Annotated in this window: 25 protein-coding genes; 23 read left to right on the forward strand and 2 right to left on the reverse strand. The window is 55.4% G+C overall.

The window, feature by feature from the left end:
• Position 1: 1 nt before the first annotated feature.
• From WA318_RS03330 to WA318_RS03340, 3 genes are all read left to right on the forward strand, one after another.
• On the forward strand, positions 2-313 hold the full coding sequence (locus tag WA318_RS03330) for a P-II family nitrogen regulator (protein ID WP_114096646.1): 312 nt from the start codon (positions 2-4) through the stop codon (positions 311-313).
• 263 nt (positions 314-576) lie between these two features.
• Positions 577-1,197: a carbonic anhydrase gene (locus WA318_RS03335; RefSeq protein WP_114096647.1), complete on the forward strand. Its 621-nt coding sequence runs from the start codon at positions 577-579 to the stop codon at positions 1,195-1,197.
• Between the two features lie 77 nt (positions 1,198-1,274).
• A complete protein-coding gene (locus WA318_RS03340) occupies positions 1,275-2,408 on the forward strand; it encodes an acyl-CoA dehydrogenase (RefSeq protein ID WP_336079984.1) in 1,134 nt (377 codons plus the stop codon).
• A 34-nt stretch (positions 2,409-2,442) separates the two neighbouring features.
• On the opposite strand, the gene pspF is transcribed toward WA318_RS03340, so the two are convergent.
• The gene (gene pspF, locus WA318_RS03345; protein ID WP_336079985.1) at positions 2,443-3,444 is read right to left on the reverse strand and encodes a phage shock protein operon transcriptional activator; all 1,002 of its coding nucleotides are present in this window, start codon (positions 3,442-3,444) and stop codon (positions 2,443-2,445) included.
• A 168-nt stretch (positions 3,445-3,612) separates the two neighbouring features.
• Between pspF and pspA the strand changes: the two genes are divergently transcribed.
• From pspA to WA318_RS03445, 20 genes are all read left to right on the forward strand, one after another.
• Positions 3,613-4,278, forward strand: coding sequence for a phage shock protein PspA (gene pspA / locus WA318_RS03350; RefSeq protein WP_114096650.1), 666 nt, complete (start codon positions 3,613-3,615; stop codon positions 4,276-4,278).
• Between the two features lie 55 nt (positions 4,279-4,333).
• Positions 4,334-4,582 (forward strand): envelope stress response membrane protein PspB, encoded by a 249-nt coding sequence (gene pspB / locus WA318_RS03355; RefSeq protein ID WP_336079986.1) that lies wholly within the window; start codon positions 4,334-4,336, stop codon positions 4,580-4,582.
• Entirely contained in the window at positions 4,579-5,151 is a 573-nt protein-coding gene (locus WA318_RS03360; RefSeq protein WP_258548590.1) for a hypothetical protein, read from the forward strand. The genes pspB and WA318_RS03360 overlap by 4 nt, the downstream gene beginning before the upstream one ends.
• 264 nt (positions 5,152-5,415) lie before the next feature.
• On the forward strand, positions 5,416-6,792 hold the full coding sequence (locus WA318_RS03365; protein ID WP_336079987.1) for an ATP-binding protein: 1,377 nt from the start codon (positions 5,416-5,418) through the stop codon (positions 6,790-6,792).
• A gap of 32 nt (positions 6,793-6,824) precedes the next feature.
• Entirely contained in the window at positions 6,825-7,388 is a 564-nt protein-coding gene (locus WA318_RS03370; protein WP_336079988.1) for an EndoU domain-containing protein, read from the forward strand.
• Positions 7,389-7,408: 20 nt separating this feature from the next.
• The gene (locus WA318_RS03375; protein ID WP_336079989.1) at positions 7,409-7,765 is read left to right on the forward strand and encodes a hypothetical protein; all 357 of its coding nucleotides are present in this window, start codon (positions 7,409-7,411) and stop codon (positions 7,763-7,765) included.
• A 13-nt stretch (positions 7,766-7,778) separates the two neighbouring features.
• Positions 7,779-8,957, forward strand: coding sequence for a serine hydrolase domain-containing protein (locus WA318_RS03380; protein ID WP_336079990.1), 1,179 nt, complete (start codon positions 7,779-7,781; stop codon positions 8,955-8,957).
• A gap of 125 nt (positions 8,958-9,082) precedes the next feature.
• On the forward strand, positions 9,083-9,550 hold the full coding sequence (locus tag WA318_RS03385) for a MarR family winged helix-turn-helix transcriptional regulator (RefSeq protein ID WP_336079991.1): 468 nt from the start codon (positions 9,083-9,085) through the stop codon (positions 9,548-9,550).
• A gap of 3 nt (positions 9,551-9,553) precedes the next feature.
• Entirely contained in the window at positions 9,554-11,650 is a 2,097-nt protein-coding gene (locus WA318_RS03390; RefSeq protein WP_336079992.1) for an FUSC family protein, read from the forward strand.
• Entirely contained in the window at positions 11,647-11,850 is a 204-nt protein-coding gene (locus tag WA318_RS03395) for a DUF1656 domain-containing protein (RefSeq protein WP_336079993.1), read from the forward strand. The genes WA318_RS03390 and WA318_RS03395 overlap by 4 nt, the downstream gene beginning before the upstream one ends.
• An 8-nt stretch (positions 11,851-11,858) precedes the next feature.
• Positions 11,859-12,770, forward strand: coding sequence for an HlyD family secretion protein (locus tag WA318_RS03400; RefSeq protein WP_336079994.1), 912 nt, complete (start codon positions 11,859-11,861; stop codon positions 12,768-12,770).
• Between the two features lie 125 nt (positions 12,771-12,895).
• Positions 12,896-13,774, forward strand: coding sequence for an HpcH/HpaI aldolase/citrate lyase family protein (locus tag WA318_RS03405; protein ID WP_336079995.1), 879 nt, complete (start codon positions 12,896-12,898; stop codon positions 13,772-13,774).
• A gap of 111 nt (positions 13,775-13,885) precedes the next feature.
• On the forward strand, positions 13,886-14,935 hold the full coding sequence (locus WA318_RS03410; RefSeq protein WP_114096661.1) for a MaoC family dehydratase: 1,050 nt from the start codon (positions 13,886-13,888) through the stop codon (positions 14,933-14,935).
• Positions 14,936-15,359: 424 nt separating this feature from the next.
• Complete coding sequence (gene sdhC, locus WA318_RS03415) at positions 15,360-15,740, forward strand: succinate dehydrogenase, cytochrome b556 subunit (RefSeq protein WP_114096662.1); 381 nt, start codon at positions 15,360-15,362, stop codon at positions 15,738-15,740.
• A 27-nt stretch (positions 15,741-15,767) separates the two neighbouring features.
• Positions 15,768-16,151, forward strand: a complete 384-nt coding sequence (gene sdhD / locus WA318_RS03420) for a succinate dehydrogenase, hydrophobic membrane anchor protein (RefSeq protein ID WP_114096663.1) — start codon at positions 15,768-15,770, stop codon at positions 16,149-16,151.
• 4 nt (positions 16,152-16,155) lie between these two features.
• Complete coding sequence (gene sdhA / locus WA318_RS03425; protein ID WP_114096664.1) at positions 16,156-17,952, forward strand: succinate dehydrogenase flavoprotein subunit; 1,797 nt, start codon at positions 16,156-16,158, stop codon at positions 17,950-17,952.
• Between the two features lie 25 nt (positions 17,953-17,977).
• Entirely contained in the window at positions 17,978-18,760 is a 783-nt protein-coding gene (locus WA318_RS03430) for a succinate dehydrogenase iron-sulfur subunit (RefSeq protein ID WP_114096665.1), read from the forward strand.
• Between the two features lie 164 nt (positions 18,761-18,924).
• Entirely contained in the window at positions 18,925-19,731 is an 807-nt protein-coding gene (locus tag WA318_RS03435; protein WP_336079996.1) for a tetratricopeptide repeat protein, read from the forward strand.
• Entirely contained in the window at positions 19,728-20,417 is a 690-nt protein-coding gene (locus tag WA318_RS03440; RefSeq protein WP_336079997.1) for an HAD family hydrolase, read from the forward strand. Before WA318_RS03435 ends, WA318_RS03440 begins: the two co-directional genes overlap by 4 nt.
• A 242-nt stretch (positions 20,418-20,659) precedes the next feature.
• Positions 20,660-21,511: a delta-class carbonic anhydrase gene (locus WA318_RS03445; protein WP_336079998.1), complete on the forward strand. Its 852-nt coding sequence runs from the start codon at positions 20,660-20,662 to the stop codon at positions 21,509-21,511.
• 94 nt (positions 21,512-21,605) lie between these two features.
• Here the strand turns inward: WA318_RS03445 and WA318_RS03450 are convergent, their stop codons facing one another.
• Positions 21,606-22,112, reverse strand: coding sequence for an ureidoglycolate lyase (locus tag WA318_RS03450; RefSeq protein ID WP_336079999.1), 507 nt, complete (start codon positions 22,110-22,112; stop codon positions 21,606-21,608).
• Between the last annotated feature and the right edge of the window lie 4 nt (positions 22,113-22,116).

Raw genomic sequence — 22,116 nt, forward strand, 5'->3', positions numbered from 1 at the left:
TATGGAAAAACATGATGCCAAGCGCGTGGCGATCATTATCGAGGCCATTATGGAAAGCAGGTTGCGTCAGGCGCTTGAGGGGGCAGGGGTGACCGGATATTCGGTTCTGCCCGTTCTTGGTGGTTCGGGGCGTTCGGGTAGTTGGCGCCGCGATGACACCGTGACGCGCGGTGGCGGCATGGTGCAGGTTGTTTGTATCATCCGTGCCGAGAAACTTGACGCCATGCTCGAAGCCGCCTTTGAGGTGGTTGACCGTCATATCGGCGTTGTCGCGATCAGTGATTGTCAGGTTCTGCGCGCAGATCGCTTCTAGTTCCAGGGCTTTTGACCAAATAATCGGGGAGGGATTTCCGAAACAGGCAGAGTTTTGATCAGGGGCGTTTACGGGCTGCTTGGGCATGATGCTGTGCTGTTGCCTGTTGCGCAAGGTTCCGGAAGGCATGTTGCACACTGGTTGCGGGCGCGAAAACAGGTTGTTTAGAACGATTCAAATTGGATCAAATGAGAACTACCAACTTGCGCGAATTCACCTTATTTTGTCGCCAGAGTGATTGACGAGGATAAGGGAATTCGCTGATGTCCAAACCGACAGTCGACCGGATGCTTGCCGGGTTTAAAAGCTTCAAGGCGATGTATTACGAACAGCGTCCTGAACGGGTGGAAGATCTGGTCAATATGGGTCAGAGGCCGGAAGTTCTGCTGATTGCATGTTCGGATTCTCGTGTCGATCCGGCCATCCTGACCAATGCAGAACCGGGCGAGATGTTTGTGGTGCGTAACGTCGCAAACCTTGTGCCGCCCTATGAGCCCGATGAAAACTATCACGGCACGTCGGCGGCAATCGAATTCGCGGTTCGTGATCTCAAGGTCAAGGATATCGTCATTCTGGGTCACTCGGCCTGTGGTGGTATTCAGGCGCTGGTCGAGCATGGCGAGGCTGGCAAGGTGCCGGAGCGCGACTTTATCGGTGAATGGGTCAGCATGGCGAAATGCTGTCTGCATCACGGACCGGATGTTGACAAGGTGTCGCGTCATTCGATCCGTAATTCGCTTGAAAACCTTATGACGTTCCCGTTCATCAAGGAACGGGTCGAGGCCGGCGATCTCAACCTGCATGGTTGGTGGTACGGAATGAAAGAAGGCATCCTGTGGCGTTTCGACGCAAAACAGGACAAGTTTGTTCAGGGCGAAGAATAAGCCCGGCCTGATCCACGGGATCAAAATCTGATCTGATCGCATGGCCGGTGCATCGCCCAAATGGGAGGAGTGCCGCCATGCGGTTGGAAGAACATCAGATCATGGTGCGCGATACCGCGCGCGAGTTCGCCGAAAATGAACTCAAACCCAATGCCGCAAAATGGGATGCCCATCATACCTTCCCGGCCGAGGCCATTGCCGGGCTGGGCGAGCTTGGCTTTCTGGGCATGCTGGTCCCTGATGAATATGGCGGGGCGGGCATGGATCATGTCGCCTATGCCCTGGCACTCGAAGAAATTGCCGCCGGTGACGGGGCCACGTCCACCATCATGTCGGTGCATAATTCGGTCGGCTGTATGCCGATCCTGAAATTCGGTACCGAAGAACAGAAACAGAAATTCCTGGTCCCGATGGCGCAGGGCGAAAAAATCGGTGCCTTTTGTCTGACCGAACCGCAGGCCGGATCGGATGCCAGTGCGCTTAAGACACGCGCCGTGCGTGATGGCAATGACTGGATCATCAACGGGTCCAAGCAATTCATCACGTCGGGTTCCGAAGGCGATTTGGCAATAGTCTTTGCCGTAACCGATCCGGAAGCCGGAAAGCGCGGTATTTCAGCCTTTATCGTGCCAACCGATACGCCGGGCTATGTCGTGTCCCGGGTTGAGGAAAAGCTGGGCCAAAACGCATCGGATACCTGTCAGATCACCTTTGTCGAATGCCGGGTGCCCGGCGAAAACATGCTGGGCGTTGAAGGGCAGGGCTATAAAATCGCGCTGGCCAATCTTGAGGGCGGGCGTATCGGTATTGCGGCCCAGTCGGTCGGCATGGCGCGTGCCGCGTTTGAAGCCGCGCGCGATTACGCCAATGAACGCGAAACATTCGGCAAAAAGATCATCGAACATCAGGCCGTGGCATTCCGCCTTGCCGATATGGCAACCAAGATCGATGCCGCACGGCTTCTGGTCCATCGGGCGGCCGAGCTGCGCGATGATCACAAACCCTGCCTGACAGAGGCCTGCATGGCCAAGATGTTTGCATCCGAAATCGCCGAGGAAGTTTGTTCAGCCGCGATCCAGATCCATGGCGGATATGGCTATCTGAAAGACTTCCCGGTCGAACGTATTTACCGGGATGTGAGGGTTTGTCAGATTTACGAAGGTACATCCGACATTCAGCGCATGGTGATTGCACGGTCGTTGGCAGATTAAGGTAGGGCCGCTATCCCGCTGGTCCTTGGTTGGGTTATTTTGCGGGTATCAGGTCGTGCTTTTCCAGCAACCTGCGGAACTGGTGATAGTTCAGATCAAGCGCCTTGGCGGCTTCGGTCTGGTTATTGGCGTTTCTGGCAAGGGCCTGTTTCAGCAGCCTGATTTCGAATTTGGCGACCTGCGTTTTGAAATCAATATTCGGGTCTGGTTCCGGAAGGTCGATATCTGTTTCGGATGTCGGCGTTTCGCGGTCAGTCTCGGTCCAGATGCCGTCAAACGGATCAAGGGTGATGGCGGCAAGCGGCGTTTCTTCGTCCTCGGCCAAATAGATGCTGCGTTCGACCGCGTTGCGCAGTTCACGGATATTGCCCGGCCAGTCATGGCGGAAAAGCTGTTCGGCGGCAGGACGGGAGAAACCCGCGAAAACCGTGCGGCCAAGGCGTTTGGTCATATCGAGCGCGAACTGTTCGGCGAGCAATAATATATCATCAGACCTTTGGCGGAGCGGCGGCACGGCGATGACGTCAAAGGCCAGACGATCAAGCAGATCGGCGCGGAACTTCCCGGTTTTGGCCAGTTCGCGCAGATTTTCATTTGTCACACCAATGACCCTTGTGTCGACATCAATGACGTCTGATCCGCCAACGCGTTCGATCTCGCCATATTCGACAACCCGCAGAAGCTTTTCCTGAACCACCGGGCTGGCGGTGGCGATTTCATCAAGAATGATGGTGCCGCCGTGCGCGCGTTCAAAGCGCCCGATATGGCGTTTGGTCGCCCCGGTAAAGGCCCCGGCTTCGTGGCCAAACAGTTCGGTATCAAGCAGGGTCTCGGAGAGGGCGGCGCAATTGACCTTGACCAGCGGGCCGCCCCAGCGACGTGACAGGTAATGCAGGCGGGCCGCTATCAGTTCCTTGCCCGAGCCGCGTTCGCCAATGACAAGGCATGGCCGGTCAATCGGCGCCAGACGCGAAACATGTTCAAGGGCCGCCAGGAAAACGGGGTCTTCGCCCAGAATGGGTTGCAAATTATCCATTTCGCGAAAAACGTTATCGAAAAACGTTATTAATGTCGCGATAAAAGTAATGTTCCAAAGCGAGGAATTTGTAAGTTATTGATTTTACTGTATTTCAAAACTGGCACGGCTTTTGAAATAGAGAGAACAGAATTTTTGCGTCCCCCGATTAATCAAGGAGATCAGACAATGGGCGTGTTTTCGCGTTTGTCCGATATCGTAAATGCCAACATCAACGCGCTTCTGGATCGTGCCGAAGATCCGGAGAAAATGGTGCGCCTGATGATTCAGGAAATGGAAGATACCCTAGTCGAAGTTCGTTCGGCTGCGGTCAAGGCGATTGCTGACAAGAAAGAAGTCGAGCGCAAGCTCAAGAAGCTTCATGACGGTCAGGTTGAATGGGACACCAAGGCAGAGTTTGCGGTGTCCAAGGGTCGTGATGATCTTGCCAAGGGGGCGCTGATGGCGCGCCGTCGTCTGGCCGATCAGAGCCTTGTTCTTGAGCGCGAGCTTGAAGTGATTGAAGAGACCCTTGGCAAATTTGACGAGGATCTCAACAAGCTGCAGAACAAGCTGAATGAAGCCAAGGGCAAGCAGCGTACGGTCGAAATCCGCATGCAGACGGCCGAAAAGCGTGTAAAAATGAAAGAGAAGCTTCATTCCGGTCAGATCGACGAGGCCCTGCTGCGCTATGAGCAGATGGAACGCCGGATTGACGAGCTTGAAGCAAGTGCAGACTCCTGGGACCTTGGTCGCGGGCAGAGCCTTGAAGAACAGTTCGAAGACCTTGAGGCCGAGCTCGGGATCGAGGATGATCTCAAGGAACTCAAGGCACGTGTGAAGAAAGATAAATAATCATCGGTTTATGTGTTTCGGCGCATAAGCCAGCACCAGGAAAAAGCTGTCAGATATGTGGGCGATTGCCGTACCCTTGATTGTATTCGTTGCCGTTGTTGGCCCGGTCTGGGTGGTGTTTCATTACATCACGGTCTGGAAGCGGATGAAGGCAGAGCAGCGCGCACAAAGCCCGGAACAGATTGCCCGTGAACAGGAAATGGTAGCGGGGCTCAAAAAACGGGCAGAGAAGCTTGAATCCCGTGTCGAAACACTTGAACGCCTGTTAGATGCCGAGGTTGCCGAATGGAGGAACAGGATATGACTGCCCAGCAAGCTGCTGCCGGAAACGGATTTGAGCGCGGTCACAAGAAGCGCTCGCATGGTGGATGCCGGTTCGCAAACCACAGTCACGAAGGCAAAAAGTGTCATGGCGTGATCGGCCGTACCACACGGGGAATTTCCGAAGCATTTGGTATTCCGCGCAAGGGTGTTCTGGCTGCGTTTATTCTGATCCTGATTTTCAGTTTCCCGGTTGGTTTGCTGTTGTTTGGTCTTGCGTGGGCCTATGTGCATCATCCGGAATGGTTTGATGGATTGCGCGGCAAGTTGCGCGGGTCATCGCGCCGTTATCAGGCACAAGCCCGTGCGACCAAAGGCGAGGACGTAAATGACAATCCGACTGTGGGTGTTGATTACGAAGAAAGCTGGATGGAAGAACTTCGCGCGCAGTTTGACGATCTGGAACGTCGCACCGGTTCGATGGAGGGGTTTGTGGCCTCTGGCGATTATGACGTCGCCTCTGAACTGGCAAAGATGAAAAAGGATGATGCATCGGAAGCGGCCAAAAAGGACGATGATGATGCAGATAAACCCGACGTACCAAGGGCCTGATCCCTTGTTCTGAAGGTTCAAAAGATTGACGGCGGTTTCAGCTTTCCCCAATCCCCCCTCGCGTCAGGGTTTCGACCCTAACGGTATGAAATCGCCGTCAAACAGAAAACCGGATCACATTGGTGGTCCGGTTTTTCTTTTATTTGCAGTTCGTTGCGGAAAACTCCCCAAATAGCGTTTATCGCTATACCTAATTTAAAGGTTTTCCCGGCAAAGTCGGAAAAAATGCCCATATATTCGGGCGTGGCTTTTGGGGAATTGCACATGGCGACCATGATCGAGCATCCGGGGGAACAGGATTTTCTGCACAGACTGGTGCTGGATAATCCGTGGTGGGATGGTGTGACCGATGATCTGGTGCAGGGGCTTCCGCAGCGCGCCTTTTTCAAGCGGTTCTGGTCGGCGCTTGAAAAGCATGACGGGCAAAAGGCCGTGGTTCTGACCGGCCCGCGCGGGGTTGGAAAAACCGTGATGATGCGTCAGGCTGTGGCGGCCCTTTTGAATGCGGACACCCCGCGCCGTCATGTTTGCTATATCTCGCTTGAGCATCCGCTGTTTCTTGAAATTGATCTGCCGCGTCTGCCAAAGCTTTTGCGTTCCATGCGCGGGATTTCAGCCGATCATCCATTATGGCTGTTTATTGACGAGGTGTCCTATCAGCGCGATTGGGAAGATCGCCTTGCACGCCTTATTGTCGCTGATCCGATGTTGCGCGTTGTTGCGGTCAGTGCGCTGGCGCCCGGTGCAGGCAGTGCCGGACATATTCAAAGCCTGTTTTTGCCGCCCTTCAGTTTTGCCGAATATCTTGAACAAAAGGGCATTGCGCCCAGCGATGTTTTGCCCGAAACGCCCAATGTCGGGCGCTATACTGCCGATGTGCCAGACGGGCTTGTCGCGCTTAATGACCTGTTTGAAGATTACATCAATGAAGGCGGCTTCCACGATGCCAATGGCGAAGCCGGGGCCATTCACCGATCACTTCATTCCGATTTGCCCGGGCTGCATGGCATTTCAAGTCCGTCGGACCTGCATCGGCTTTTTGCGCTTTTGGCTTATAATACCGGGTCGGAATTTTCGATCGAGACATTGGCGCGTGAGCTTGATATCGCGAAAAACACGCTGCGCCGCTACCTTGAATATCTTGAAAGTGCCTGGCTGGTCCGGCGCCTTGAACGGGTGGATCAGGATGCCAAACCGTTCCAGCGTGCGGTGGCGTTCAAGGTCCATCTGATCCATCCGGGATTGCGCAGTGGCCTGATTGGCGGACGGGCATCCGATAGTGCAACCATCACCCGGCTGGCCGAAACCGCAATCCAGACCCAGTTTTTGACATCCAGTGTCGGAATGGAAAGCCTTTATTACGCGCGCTGGGGCCATTACGAGGTGCCATTTGTGTTCCTTGATCGCCGGTCGGGAACGCCGCTTTTTGCCTATCATTGCCTGTGGCGCGATGAGGCAATCAGGAAGCCCAAGGAAATCCGTGCACTGGTGAATTTCCGGGGCAGCCATCCCTTGCCGCTGGGCGCGTTTGTTCTGACCAAGGCGCAATGGCACGGGGGCAAGCTTGGCGGGGTGCCGATGCGCTTTGAGCCCGCCAGTGTGCTTGCGCTGCGGATCGGGCTTGAATTCTCGCAGCTTTGAAAAGGCATTTAACCGGGCGAGGGGCTGTTACCATGCTGATTTCAGGTCGCCAGATCACGGGTTTGATGATGGCCATGCTGTTTCTGGTCATCTTGCAAGATGGTGCCGGGGCAGGGCAGCTTTGCCCGAGCAATCCGCACTGGAGCAAGACGGACCCGGCGATCAATCTTGATCATGTGTTTTGCGGTGAAGTGAAATCAAACGGCAAGGCGTCGGGGTTTCATGCGCGGCCAAACGGGATCAATCCCCCCTCGATTGCCGGGGTGGAGATCACCCAGCCTGCCAATGACAATGGCATCTATGCCGGGATGGTCCGTTTTGCCAGTCCGTCCGGCCGTGAGCCGGTCAAATTTTCCAGCATCTTTCCCGATAGCTGTTCGCACGATCAGATCGTGACATCGATCCTGCATGCCCATGCCAATCGTATGGATTGTCCGGCCGGATCGCCCGGCTGGTGGCAATGTGGCCCGAACCGCCCGGACACAAACGGGGCGTATGAGATGTTCTGTGTCGGGGATGATCCCGACCAGACATTCACGATTGCCATCGGGTTGCTGCGCGATGGCCGGATCAACACGGCCTTTCCGTTGCGGTAGGGGCGACAGGGGATCAAAGGATGAGCACACAAAACGACCGTTTGCCGATGCCAATGGTGCCCGACTGGCCGGGGCGCAAGGCCGGTGATGCCGGTCATGACCGGATTGCCGCATTGATCGTGCTTGATATCCAGAATGCGCCGCAATGGGCAAGGCGGGTGCTTGGCGAGGTCGAAGACGTGATGTCGGGCGCGTCAAGTGGTTGGGAAATGGTGATGAATGCCCATATCCTCACTGTGGGTAAAACCTGTTGCGAGATCGCCGCAAGCCATGACGGGCCAGAAGAAGGCGCATGCGAAGACAGTATTTCGGTGCAAACCGGGGATTTGAAAGCCGCCCTTGTGGCATGGATTGCAAAGATGGATCGGGATGCTTAGAGCGATAGGGCAAATGAGAGGGATCAAGGGGGCCGGGCATATGGGTCGGGCATTTGCGCGCGCGCAAGGCGCGATTGCCGGGTTTGCCGCAATGGTCCTGATGATCGGGGTTCCTGTATTTGCCGATGCGCAAGAAGCGCAGGATCGCGGCAAGAATCCGGCTGATACGCTTGAAATTTTCCTGCATCAATATCTTGAACATGCCGGTTTGCCCGGCGGGGTGATTGGTATCGGCTATGGCACCGGACAGGTGCGCTATGCGGCAAGTGGTTATGCGACCGTGGCGCCCGATATCGGCATGACCGTGGATCGGCAGTTTTATATCGGCTCGCTGACCAAGATGATGACGGCGGTTGTGACCCTGCAGCTGGCATCGGAAAAGCGCATTGATCTGGCCGATACCATCGGCAAATGGTTGCCCAAGGAATATCAGGGCCGGATTGCCAATGCGGACAGGGCAACCATTCGCGATCTTTTGCGCAACAGTTCGGGCATTCCCGATTATCTGGATGGCGAGTTCTTTTTCCAGCTGGTCGGGCGCGATCCCCAACACGGGTGGCGCAACAAGGATGTTCTGGCCCTGATGGCGGATCGGGATGCGTATTTTGAACCGGGAAAAAGCTATGCGCCGTCAAACAGCAATTTCATTTTGCTGGGGGTGATGATCGAGGCGGTCGAGGGGGACCATATCGAGCGCGTGTTTAACCGCCGCATCTTTGAGCCCGCCGAAATGGCCAATACATCCTTTGGCCGGTTTCCGCGCCCGGATCTTCTGGCGCATGGCTTTGATGATGCCAATGGTGATGGCAAACTTGAAGATGTGACCGATTATGATGTTGGTGATCAGCTTGCTGATGGCGGGGTGATTTCGACCGCCGGGGATATGGTGAAATTTGCCCGTGCCCTGTTTGTCGACGGGGTCTTGCTGGGGCCAAATGCCCTTAAACGTGCCACGACCGATACGGCCTTTGCCGGAAGCGGGTCTTATGGCTATGGGTTGATGATCGGTTCAAGCGACTGGGGCCCGGTCTGGGGCCATGACGGGATTTATTTTGGTTATTCCGCCGAATTTTCATGGTTCCCCGATCAGGATACGGTCGTGGTGTTCCTGTCAAACGGGCGGGCCCTGAACGAAGTGCCCAATGTTACGGGGCTTCTCATGACCGGCATTTTCGGCAATCCCAGGAATTAAATCATTTTAATTCAGATGGTTAAATGTGTTGTGCCTGCTGCACGGGGCAAGCCATGACTGTGCCGCATAACTGATAGAATGATAATAGTTAGAATCCTATCTAATTTTCTGTTATCATCCGGGTCATGGAAAACATTGACCTTGAAACCCCTTATCTGACCCTTGGCAGTGCGCTGATGCGTGTGGCCCGTTGCTGGCAGCGCGAAGTCAACCGCACGCTTGTTGCCCATGGCCTTTCACAAACGATGGTCATGCCGCTGATTGTTCTGCATCGCAGCCGCGGTGCGGTGCGCCAGGGCATCATTGCCGAGGAAATCGGTGTCGAAGGTCCGTCACTTGTCCGGGTGATTGATCAGCTTGAACGTGATGGTCTGATTTCGCGTGTTTGTGATCCGACCGATCGCCGGGCGAAAATGGTGGCCCTGACCGAGGATGGAAAGCAGAAAGCCGCCGAGATTGAAAAATTGCTGGGCGAACTGCGCGGGGAGTTGACGGCCAATATTCCATCGGAAAATCTGGGCATCACACTTGATGTCATGCGTGCGCTGCTTGATCAGCTGGCACTGCGCGAAAAGGTGCCGCAGGGAGGGTGACGCATGTTAGGCACGATCCTTTCACTGCGGCCCAAGGCATCGGACTGGCTGTTTTCGGTCAAGACCTTTGCTGCATCGATCCTGGCCCTTTATATCGCACTTGCCTTTGATTTTGACCGTCCGGTCTGGGCGATGGCGACGGTTTATATTGTTGCCCATCCACTGTCAGGTGTTCTTGCCTCCAAGGCGATCTGCCGCGTGCTGGGCACCGTTCTTGGTGCGGTTGCGGCCGTGGCCTTTGTTCCCAATCTTGTCAGTGCGCCGATCCTGTTGTCACTGGTTCTGGCGATCTGGGTCGGGGGATGTTTGTTCCTGTCGCGTCTGGATCGTACACCGCGCAGCTATGTTTTCATGCTGGCAGGGTACACGGCGGCCATTGTCGGCTTTCCATGTGTTGGCGATCCGACAGCGGTGTTTGCAACCGCGATTGCCCGTTTTCAGGAAATCAGCCTTGGTATCGTCTGTGCCACCGTGGTCAGCCACACCGTTTTCCCCCGTCATATCGGGCCGGTGATTGCCGCGCGTATTGATGGCTGGATGGGCGATATCGCCAAGCTTGCCGATCAGAGCTTTGATCCCCAAACCGATGCAGAGGCATTGCAAAATGACCGCGCACGCATTGCGGCTGACCTTGGCGAGTTGCATGGCCTGGCACTGCATCTTGGCTATGAGAAATCCGGTTTTTCAGGACGGACCCGCCAGTTGCAGGCGCTGCAAAGTGTGGTCGCGGCATTGTTACCGGTTTTATATGCCATTCATGACCGGCTGGTGGCGCTCAAGACCGAACAGGGCGATCTGCCCGACGATGTCAAAGGCATCCTTGCGGGTATTTCGGCCCATATTGCCGCCCCGAGTCATGATCGTGCCCGTATCTGGCAGCTTCATCGCGAAATTGATGCCTTTGCCGAACGGGTTGCGGGATCGCGGGACTGGGCCGGGCTGCTTCAGATCAATCTTGCCAACCGGCTGCATCGTCTGATCGATTTTCATGATGATTGCCGTACCCTTTGGGATGGTATTCGCGCCGGTGATGTTCCGGCAGATGTTCTGGATCGCTGGCAGGAAAGTGCGCGCGCCGGGGCATTGCACCGGGATTATGACGCTGCCTTTCGCAGTGGCCTGACGGCGGTTATTGCAACATTGATTGTCTGTGGTTTCTGGATTCTGTCGGGTTGGCCAAGCGGGGCGACGGCCGCCATGATGGCCGCTGTTGGTTCCAGCATCATGTCGTTTCTTGATAACCCGGTGCCGGCCCTTAAGGGCTTCATTCGCTATACCGCTTTGGCGGTGGCAGTGGTGCTGGTCTATAGCCTTGTCATCCTGCCCGGTATTGACGGCTTTGCGTTGCTGGTGATGGCATTTGCACCTTACTTCATCTTGCTTGGTGTGCTGATGGCAACGCCGCAGACCTATGGTTTTGGTCTGGCGATGCTGGTCAATGTGGTGATGATACTGAATGTCGATACGGCCTATAGCAGTGATGTTTCATTACTGCTGGGCGGTGGGATTGCGTCGCTGGCAGGCTTCGGGGTTGCGGCAATTGTCACAGCCTTTGTACGCGTGGTGCCAGTGGATAGCTTTATCCGTGGTCTGGTCCATGCCAACTGGCGCGATATTGCCGGGATTGCCCGCGGGACGTTGAATATTGCCCGTATGGTGATGATCCGCCGTCTTCTGGATCGTCAGGGATTGATCCTGCCGCGTCTTGCGATGGCGGCAAGCCAGCGTGAAACCCTGATCCGGGTGATGCCGGAAGTCTCGATTGCGGCAAGTCTTTATGATCTGCGTCGTATCCGGCTGTTTGTTGCTCCGATGATCAGGGCGCGGCTTGACGTTCTGTTGCGCAATATCGCGCGGCATTTCGAAGCCCGGTTTGATGATTTCGACCGCGCCCCGGACCCCAGGATTTTGTCCGAGGTCGATAACATTCTGCGTCTGGCCAGTGACATGGTCGATGCAACCCAACGTCAGAAACTGTTGATCCCGCTTGTCGCGCTGCGCCGGACGCTTTCGAAAACGGACGCACCAAAGCTTGATCGCATGGCAGGGCAGGTGGCTTCGACCACGTCCCTGTCCCCAAGAATGGGAGAAATCGCATGATCACTCCGACCCTTAATATCTATGGCCTGTTTGTCCCGGCATTGCTGGGTCTGGCACTGGCAGCATGGGCCTGTCTTTCCGTGGCCCGTATCGGTCTGACGCGGATCGGTTTTTATAAGATAACCGTTCATCCTGCGCTTACCGACCTTGCGCTTTATGTGCTGATCCTGACCGGACTTTCGGCGCTTTTCATTCAATAGGTGACGATATGAAAACCATCATAACCAAAACCCTGCGTGCCGGTTTCACGCTTGTCCTGGTTGTTGCGGCCGTCGCAGGCGGTGTGCATCTTTATGATTACTATATGAACGAACCCTGGACCCGTGACGGGCGTGTCAGTGCGGATGTTGTTTCGATCGCGCCTGATATTGCAGGTCTGGTCGCCGAGGTGAAGGTATCAGATAACCAGCAAGTCAAGGCAGGCGACATTCTGTTTACCATAGATGCAGCCCGCTATCAGGTCGCGGTCGATCAGGCGCGCGCCAAACTCGAAAGTGCCAAGGCTGCGCGCGATCAGGCTGCCCGTGAAGTCAAACGTTATAGTGGCCTTGATAGTGATGTTGTCTCGATCCAGAAAAAGGAACAGGTCAAAACCAGCCTTGCAACCGCGCAGGCCGATCTTGATCTGGCCAAGGCGGATCTTGATCTGGCGCAGCTTAACCTGTCGCGGACAAGTGTTGTTGCCCCGGTCAACGGGATCGTGACCAACTTTTCGTTGCGTCCGGGTAACTATGTTGGTGCCGGGACCGCGATTGCCGCCCTTGTCGATAGCAGCTCGTTCTATGTTGCGGGTTATTTCGAAGAAAACAAGCTGCCGCGCATTGCCATCGGGGATCGTGTAAAAGTCAGTCTGATGGGCGAGGACCGCCTGATTGCCGGCCATGTTGTCAGCATCGCCAGCGGTATTCAGGACAGTGAACGCTCAGGAAGTTCCGCCGGACTGGCACAGGTCAAGCCGACCTTTAGCTGGGTCCGTCTGGCCCAGCGTGTGCCAGTGCGTGTTGCCCTTGATCACATACCCGAAGGCGTAAAGCTGGTGGCCGGGCGCAGTGCGGTTGTGACGATTGATCAGGATGCCTCGCATGGCGGTAGCGGGCTTAATGTCGGTCTGCTGTTCTGAGGGCAGGCCGGGATTTTGTCATGATGCAGTGCAAAAAGTGACTTGCAGTGCAAAACAAGTTTGGGTAATTTTCGTAAAAATTAAACTGAAATATTGAACGAATATTATCAAACGGGAGAAACCTGATGGCTGCTGCCCCACGTCCGCGCCGCTCTGTTCTTTATATGCCGGGATCGAATGCCCGTGCCCTTGAAAAGGGCAGGAGCCTTCCGGCGGATGGTCTTATTCTTGATCTTGAGGATGCGGTTGCGCCTGATGCCAAGGATGTGGCGCGCGATCAGATTGTCGCTGCCCTTGCCGAAGGCGGCTATGGCAAACGTGAAATCCAGATCAGAACCAATGGCCTGAACACCCCGTGGGGTTATGCCGATATTGTGGCGGCATCAAAAACCGCCGCCGATGCCATCCTGCTTCCCAAGGTCGAAAGTGCCGATACCGTCCGTCAGGTCGCCAATATCATGGAGGCCGAAGGTGCGTATGAAGGCATGACCATCTGGTGCATGATGGAAACGCCGCTTGCGATGCTCAATGCCAAGGAAATTGCCGGTGCGCATCCGCGTCTGGGCGGGTTTGTGATGGGGACATCCGATCTGGCCAAGGATTTGAACTGTGCGCATACGCCAGACCGTTTGCCGATGATCACAAGCCTTGGTCTTTGCCTGCTGGCGGCACGGGCTTATGGGTTGGCGATCCTTGATGGTGTGCATCTTGATCTGTCCGATGATGACGGGTTTGACGCATCCTGCAGACAGGGGCGCGAGCTTGGCTTTGATGGCAAAACCCTGATCCATCCCAAAACCATTGCATCAGCCAATGCGGCCTTTGCCCCGGCCGAAAGCGAAATCGCCTGGGCCCGCAAAATCATTGCTGCCCATGAAGAAGCGGCTGCCGAAGGCAAGGGCGTTGTCGTGGTGGATGGCAAGCTGATTGAAAACCTGCATGTGGTATCGGCCAAGAAGCTGGTGGCGATGGCCGATCTGATTGCAGAAATGGACGCTGCCTAAGCGCAGGATATCCGGGGTTCGCGCCCGATAAAGAAAACAGGTCGACAAAGACCAGCAAGGCGGCGCGAACCGGAACTTCAAGGAACTTTCGCCTTTCAGGGAGGCCCAGGAATGTCAAAGACCAATCCGGGAAATTACTTTGAGGATTTCCAGATCGGACAGGAAATCCGCCACGCGACCCCGCGCACGATCACAAGCGGTGATGTCGCGCTTTATACCGGGCTTTACGGGCCGCGTTTTGCAGTGCAGTCGTCTGATGAATTTGCGCGCGCCATCGGGTTCCGGTCAGCCCCGGTTGATGACCTTCTGGCCTTTCACATGGTGTTTGGCAAAACCGTGCCTGATGTGTCGCTCAATGCGGTGGCCAATCTTGGCTATGCCGGGGGGGTATTTGGCGTACCGGTTTATCCGGGCGATACGGTCACGTCGGTTTCGACCGTGACGGGATTGAAGGAAAATTCCAACGGCAAGACCGGTGTTGTCTATGTCAATTCGGTCGGGCGCAATCAGCGCGGCGAGATGGTTCTGGATTACAATCGCTGGGTCATGGTGCGCAAACGCGATGAAGCAGCCCCGGCACCGCAAGCCGTTTTGCCCGAACTGCCCGGTGTGGTCGCCCCCGAGGCATTCCAGATTCCGGTTGGTCTGGATATGACATCCTATGAAACCCGGCTGGCCGGGTCACCGCATCGTTGGGATGACTATTATGTCGGTGAAAAAATCGACCATGTCGATGGTATGACGCTTGAAGAATCCGAGCATCAGATTGCCACGCGACTCTATCAAAATACCGCCAAGGTCCATTTCGATCAGATCGCAGCAAATGACGGCCGGTTTGGTAAGCGCCTGATTTATGGCGGCCATATCATTTCGCTGGCGCGCGCGCTTTCATTTAACGGGCTTGGCAATGCCTTCAGGATTGCCGCGATCAATGCCGGGACGCATGCCAATCCGGCCTTTGCCGGGAATACGGTCTTTGCCTGGTCCGAAGTGCTGGGGAAATTCGAACTGCCCGGGCGTCGCGATCTTGGTGCGTTGCGTCTGCGTCTTGTGGCGGTGCGTGACCGGCAAGCAAGCGATTTTCCGCTGCGTACCGGGGACGGGAAATATCATCCTGATGTGCTGCTTGATTTCGACTATACGGTTCTGATGCCGCGTTGATCGGGGCGTTGCGCGATCCTGGCATGCGCGCTTGCTTAACCGTTCGTTTGTGATGTCGGGGCTAATTTCGCTGCGTCGGGCGTGCTGATCTTGATCGGGCGTTCGTGCATCCATATGTGTTTGCAATAAAATAGACCCGATCCAGGGGCAGTTTCCTTGCGTAAGAAGGTCTAATTGTGCGATTGCTAAATCCACGTTACGTCGTACACACGTCTGATGCGTGATCCTGTGTCATACATCATGCCCTTCCCGCAGGGCGTTTACGGCGTCTGAGAGGTCAACCTACGTAGTTTAACGGAGGCAAAACGGCGTTTTGGTTCTGAATTCTTTGGATTTTAAAGGGGTTCAGATTGACTCAAACCCGCTGCATGGGTAAATAAACCCTGCTTTCCCGCCAGCTACTTTGAGAAGAGGCAATTCCGCTATGAGCAAAGCCAATCGGCCGCTGTCTCCGCACTTGCAGGTGTACCGGCTTCCGATGACGGCAAAGATGTCCATCACGTTCCGTGCGATGGGTGTCGGCCTTGCCATTGGTTTCGTATTTTTGGCGTCCTGGCTGATTGGTGCCGGCGCTGGTCGTGAAGCCTTCAACGGCTATCACGGATTTTTCACCTCGTGGTTTGGTCTGCTGCTGCTGTTCGGTTGGACAGCGGCGTTTTATTACCACGCTTGCAACGGTATCCGTCACCTTGTCTGGGATACTGGTCGCGGCCTGACGAATGAGGGTGCTGCCAAAGGCAACCCGATCGTCCTTGGCGCGGCAGTTGTGCTGACCATCATCACCTGGATCATCGGTCTGGCCTAAGGCCGGGCAAGAGGGGACAAACTTGTCATGAAGATGCAATCCGATCTAGGCCGTGTTCGCGGTCTCGGTTCTGCTAAAAGTGGCTCTTCGCACTGGTGGACCCAGCGCGTAACCGCTGCTGCAAACCTTCCGCTCGGTATCTGGTTCATTCTTTCGATTCTTGCAGGGCACACGGCCGATTATGATGCCGTTCACGCCTGGTTGAGCTCGTACTTCCATTCGACCATGATGATCCTGATGATCGTCAGCGTTGCTGTGCATTTCACGCATGGCCTGCAGGTCGTGATCGAAGATTATGTGCATAACCGTAAAGCAGAAGTGATTTCGCTGATGCTGATCAAAGCCGTCGCAGCCTTCCTGTCTGTGGCAGCCATCGTATCAGTCCTGCGTATCGTTTTTGCCGGAGCCTGAGCCAATGACTGAATCATATAAAATTATCGACCATAACTACGACGTCGTCGTTATGGGTGCAGGCGGCGCAGGTCTTCGCGCGACGCTCGGTACGGTTGAAGCCGGCCTGAAAACTGCATGTATCACCAAGGTCTTCCCGACCCGTTCGCACACGGTTGCTGCCCAGGGCGGTATCGGTGCATCGCTTGGCAACATGTCCGAGGATCACTGGCAGTGGCATATGTATGACACCGTCAAGGGTTCCGACTGGCTTGGTGACCAGGACGCGATCGAATATATGTGCCGTAACGCCGTTCCGGCGGTGCATGAACTTGAACATTACGGCATGCCGTTCTCGCGTACCGAAGACGGTAAAATCTATCAGCGCCCGTTCGGTGGTCACACCCGCGACCACGGCAAGGCGCCGGTTGAACGTGCCTGTGCCGCTGCTGACCGTACCGGTCACGCGATGCTGCATACCCTGTATCAGCAGTGCCTGAAGCACAAAGCAGAATTCTTTGTCGAATATATCGCCCTTGATCTGATCATGGATGAAGACGGTTCGTGCAAAGGTCTGGTTGCCTGGGATCTGGATTCCGGCGAGCTGCACCGCTTCAATGCCAAGATGGTCATTCTGGCATCTGGCGGTTATGGCCGTGCATTCTTTAGCTGCACCTCGGCACATACCTGTACCGGTGACGGTCATGGCATGGTGGCCCGTGCGGGTCTTGGTCTTCAGGACATGGAATTCGTTCAGTTCCACCCGACCGGCATTTACGGTTCGGGCTGCCTGATCACCGAAGGCGCACGTGGCGAAGGTGGGTACCTGACCAACTCCGAAGGCGAACGTTTCATGGAACGTTATGCCCCGACCGTTAAGGACCTTGCATCGCGTGACGTCGTGTCGCGTGGTATGGCACAGGAAATCCGTGACGGTCGTGGTGTTGGCGAGCACGGCGAATATATCCACCTGCATCTCGAACATCTTGGTTCGGAAGTGCTGTGGGAACGTCTGCCGGGTATTACCGAAACCGCAAAAATCTTTGCCGGTGTTGATGCGACCAAGGAACCGATTCCGGTTCTTCCGACGGTCCATTACAACATGGGCGGTATTCCGACCAACTATAAGGGCGAAGTTCTGCGTCCGACCGCTGACAACCCGAACGCAATCGTTCCGGGCCTGATGGCGGCTGGTGAAGCAGCTTGCGTGTCGGTCCATGGTGCAAACCGTCTGGGCACCAACTCGCTGCTCGATCTTGTTGTCTTTGGCCGTGCATGTGGTCTTCATGCCGCCGAAGTGGTCGATACCAAGGCACCGTTCAAGGAACTCAAAACCACCGATGGCGACGAGGCGATTGCACGTTTCGACCGTCTGCGCTGGGCAAAAGGTTCGCGTCCGACTGCGGATATCCGTCTGGAAATGCAGCGCGTCATGCAGGGCAACTGCGGCGTGTTCCGTACCTCGGAAATCCTCAAAGAGGGCGTTGGCAAACTTTCTGAGACCGCAAAGACGCTTCCCGACGTCGGCGTTTCGGATCGTTCGCTCATCTGGAACTCGGACCTGGTCGAGACTCTCGAACTTGAGAACCTGATGACCTGTGCCGCAGCAACCATGAATTCGGCAGAAGCGCGTCATGAATCGCGTGGTGCACATGCCCACGAAGATTATCCGAAGCGCGATGACGAAGTCTGGATGAAGCACACGATCGCCACTGTCGACACCGAGAAGGGTTATGGCGTTGATCTGACCTATCGTCCGGTCAACAACTTCACCCTGACCGATGAAGTGTCGTATATCGAGCCGAAAGAGCGCGTCTATTAAGGCGCGGCAAGAGAGGATTTGAGAGATGGTAGAATTCAATCTTCCCGCCAATTCGGTCGTGAAAGAGGGCAAATCGTTCTCTGCTCCGGCTGACGCGAAGAATGTCCGTTCGTTCAAGATCTATCGTTTTGATCCGGATAGCGGCGATAACCCGCGTACCGATACCTACGATATTGATCTCGACAAATGTGGTCCGATGGTTCTGGACGCGCTGATCAAGATTAAAAACGAGATCGACGCGACCCTGACTTTCCGCCGTTCGTGCCGTGAAGGCATTTGCGGTTCGTGCGCGATGAATATCGATGGCCGTAACACGCTTGCGTGTCTCAAGCCGATCGAAGACATCAAGGGCGAAGTAAAGATCTATCCGCTGCCGCATATGCCGGTGGTCAAGGATCTGGTGCCGGATCTGTCGCAGCCTTATGCGCAGCTCGCTTCCATCGAGCCGTGGCTTAAAGCCGACAGCCCGACCCCGCCGGATGGTGAACGTCTGCAGTCGCGTGAAGAACGTGCCAAGCTTGACGGTCTTTGGGAATGCATTCTGTGCTTCTCCTGCTCGACCGCGTGCCCGTCTTATTGGTGGAACTCTGACCGTTACCTCGGCCCGGCTGTTCTGCTTCAGGCATATCGCTGGCTGGCTGATTCGCGTGACGAATATACCGGTGAACGTCTCGATGCACTCGAAGACCCGTTCCGCCTGTATCGTTGCCACACGATCATGAACTGCACCAACACCTGCCCGAAAGGCCTGAACCCGGCCCTTGCGATCACCGAAATCAAAAAGATGATCGCAGAACGCCGCGCCTAAGCCTTTGGGTGTGTTGCTATGAAAATGGCGTTTTACGCCAATATGTTAAAGCCGCCGGAGATCGGATGATCCCGGCGGCTTTTTCGTCTGTCATCAGGATGTTAACCCCGTAATTACGCAATTGGGGTATGATGGTGACCGGCTTTCTTGCTGCAATATAGGGAATGACTGTCTTGTTCACGCGTTGCCAGTTTAGTGTTTCATCCATTCGTGCCCTGACGGGGGTTGGTCTGATGCTTGGTCTCGCGGCCTGTGGCGATACCGGTTCGAACTGGGAACCCCAGGACATGTTTGCCGCGCCGACCGAACAGAAGCTTGATGATCGCTATCGGGCGATGATTGATTTCAAGGCCATGGCGCGCGATGCCAATGGCAAGGAATATGCTGCGGGCCCCAAGGCAACCGTGCTGGGCGCGGTGGAAGAGGCCGTTGCCATGTGCAGTCAGGCCAATGCGCAAGGCTGCAAGGCGGTCCGGGTCGGTCTGACCTGGGTGGATGGTCTTGATCAGGTCGCGATTGAAAGCGTTATTCAGTCCTATAACGATACCATGACGGCCGAGGCTTATCATGCTGCCGGACAGGGCAATATGGGGGCCGCGAACTGGCTGGCCTATCATTATGCGGTGCTCGGTGAAAACCTGACCGAGGCAGAACGTCTTTCAAAACAGGCATTGTCAGTGGCCCCCGATGATCCCGGTGCACTTGATACTTATGGGCTGATCCTGTATCGGCAGGGACGTTATCAGGAAGCCGAAGAGGTGTTTATCCGGGTGAACAAGGCGATGCCGACGGCCGAGCATATTGCACATTTTGCCGATAATGCCCTTGCCATGGGCAAGGCCGAGATGGCGCGTGCGGCCTATCAGCGTGCCCTTCAGGCCGGGGCGGGGCCGGTGCTTTCGCAAACCATTCAGAAACGGTTACTGGCCCTTGATCTGAATGGTGCAGGAAATGCGCAGCCGGCACAATGATCGGCAATATCATTTTTGATTGTGACGGTGTCCTGATTGACAGTGAAATTCTGTCTTTTGCGGTCGATGAACGGATGTTGCCGGAATATGGTATCACCCTGAATGCGACGGAAATTGCGCGCAGCTTTGGCGGTGTTGCCTATCGCGAGATGGTGGCAGAGCTTAATGCACGCTTTGGCGTGAATATTGATCCGGTTGCCTATCAGGAACGTTGTGAAGCTGAACTTGCCCGCATATTCGAGACCGATCTTGAGGTTGTCGCGGGCATGCCAGATCTGTTGGCAGATCTTTCTGTGCCCTTTGCACTTGCTTCGGGCAGTGATCTCGGACGGCTTGATCTGTGTCTTGGCCTGACCGGGCTTGATGGATTTTTCCAAAACCGGATTTTTTCGGCCGAGCAAGTGGCACGGGGAAAACCTGCGCCGGATGTTTTCCTGCTGGCAGCGGAGACATGCCGGTGGTCACCGGAAAGCTGCCTTGTGATTGAAGACAGCCCGTCAGGTGTAATTGCCGCAAAGGCCGCAGGTATGCGGGCGGTTGGATTTCTTGGTGGGGCCCATCGATCCGAGCGTGATGGTGATGGTTTGCGTGACGTCGGTGCCGAATATATCGCAGGCAACAGTTCCGATTTGCACTATTACCTGCGTGATCTTGGTTTGATCGGGGTGGGCCAGATCATGGGCTAGGCTTATGCCCGGTCCAGCGTAATGACCTCACCTTCGACCAGTGGCAAATCGACCTCGTTAAGGTTATTGCCCGGACCGGATCGATCCATGATGGACCGATTGTCAGCTACAAATTGCAATTTAATATTAGTAGAAAATATAGACTCAGCGGTACTATCCTTCTCCCATTCAGGTTGCCGTCTATTGTAACCCTGCCAGCGGCCCTTACCTATTTGCCAGCGCCTTCTGGAGAGAGAAAAACAATGTTCAGGACGTTTCTTTTGACTGGTGTGACTGCTGCACTGGTGTCCTTCGCAGCATTCGCGGATTCCAGCCATCATGCTGTATCTGACGATGTCATTGCCAGACAGCGCGCGGCTCTGGCTGCGGCAACGCAGGGCAAGGGATTTGGGCCCCAGTCACCACGCGATATTGGCATGATGACAGGTAGCAACCACCGCGTATTTGGCACCGCACCCGATGTCAGTAAAATGACGCTGTGTGATATCCATTTCCATGAAAATGCCGAGCATAAGGGTGGTTCATATACCACCTTTGCCGGTAATGGTGACGGGTATGGCTTTGGCACGGGCTTCAAATATGATGGCAAACTGACCGAGGCGGAGTTGGCCCCGATTGGCATGGCGGTTGGTGCCAGCGAACATGGTGATCTCGAACCGGGTGATACCATCGAAATCCACTTTGTCTATTCGACCGCACAGGCAAGTCTTGGCAATGGTCTTGGCACCTGTCTGAGTGACGCGGTCAATAATCCGCAATTGCGGGTCGAGGCCGTTGTTGCCGTGCTGGTATCAGAAGGGGGTGCCGATTTCGCCAGGATGGCTGAAATCAGCGAGGTCGATGGCCTTAATCAGGTGCCCGGTCTGCCGACCGACCTTGGCGATCCGGTGATCTATGCCGGATCAACCACCGGGCCTGGCTATAACGAAAAGGGATCGCCCTTTCAGGTAACCTGGAGTGTGCGCCCCGATGTCGTCAAGCTGGGCATTGCATCGGTTGATACATGGTTGAAAGATAACCCGTTTGACGAAGGCCACGCCCATGGGGTGCGGAACCTTGTCACCAACCCGGATCTGCTTTCGCCAATCAACTGACGGATAAAAATAAACGCAGGGCACGTCATGCCCTGCGTCATTGAATTTTGCGTTGCCGGTGGATTTGATCACCCGGCAACGTGATGTTTCGGGCCTATGCCCAATCCAGCGTGATGACTTCGCCGTCGACCAGTGGCAGGTCAACCTCGTTAAGGTTGTTGCCCGGACCCGAACGATCGACGATCAGAAAATCGCTGTCTTCTTCGAGCACCAGAAGCGGGTGATGCCAGACATTCTTGGCATAGGTCACCCCCTGTGTCCCATCCGACAGAAAGGCGCGCAGGTTTTCCGGTTTGGGGGTATCGGTCCCCGAAGCCACGACAATCAGGAACTTCTGACCCGCAAGCGGCATGAAGGCCTGTGATCCCAGCGGATGGCGTTCCATCATTCTGATTTCAATCGGCTTGGGCCGGGGCGTTCCGCGAAAGATACTGATGATCGGGGCACCGCCTTTGTCAGCCACATCGACACGTGAAATGTCGTGAAAGCGCGTGGTGGTGCCCAGATTGATCGGATAGCTGTCGCGTGCGGTGGCAATCGAAATCACCTCGCCAAACGGGGCGAAGGCATCCGGCGTCAGATGTTCGACCGAGAGCTTCATCGTT

Origin of the sequence: Thalassospira sp. CH_XMU1448-2 (assembly GCF_037027285.1) — a bacterium.
In the GTDB taxonomy this organism is placed as follows: Bacteria; Pseudomonadota; Alphaproteobacteria; order Rhodospirillales; family Thalassospiraceae; genus Thalassospira; species Thalassospira profundimaris_C.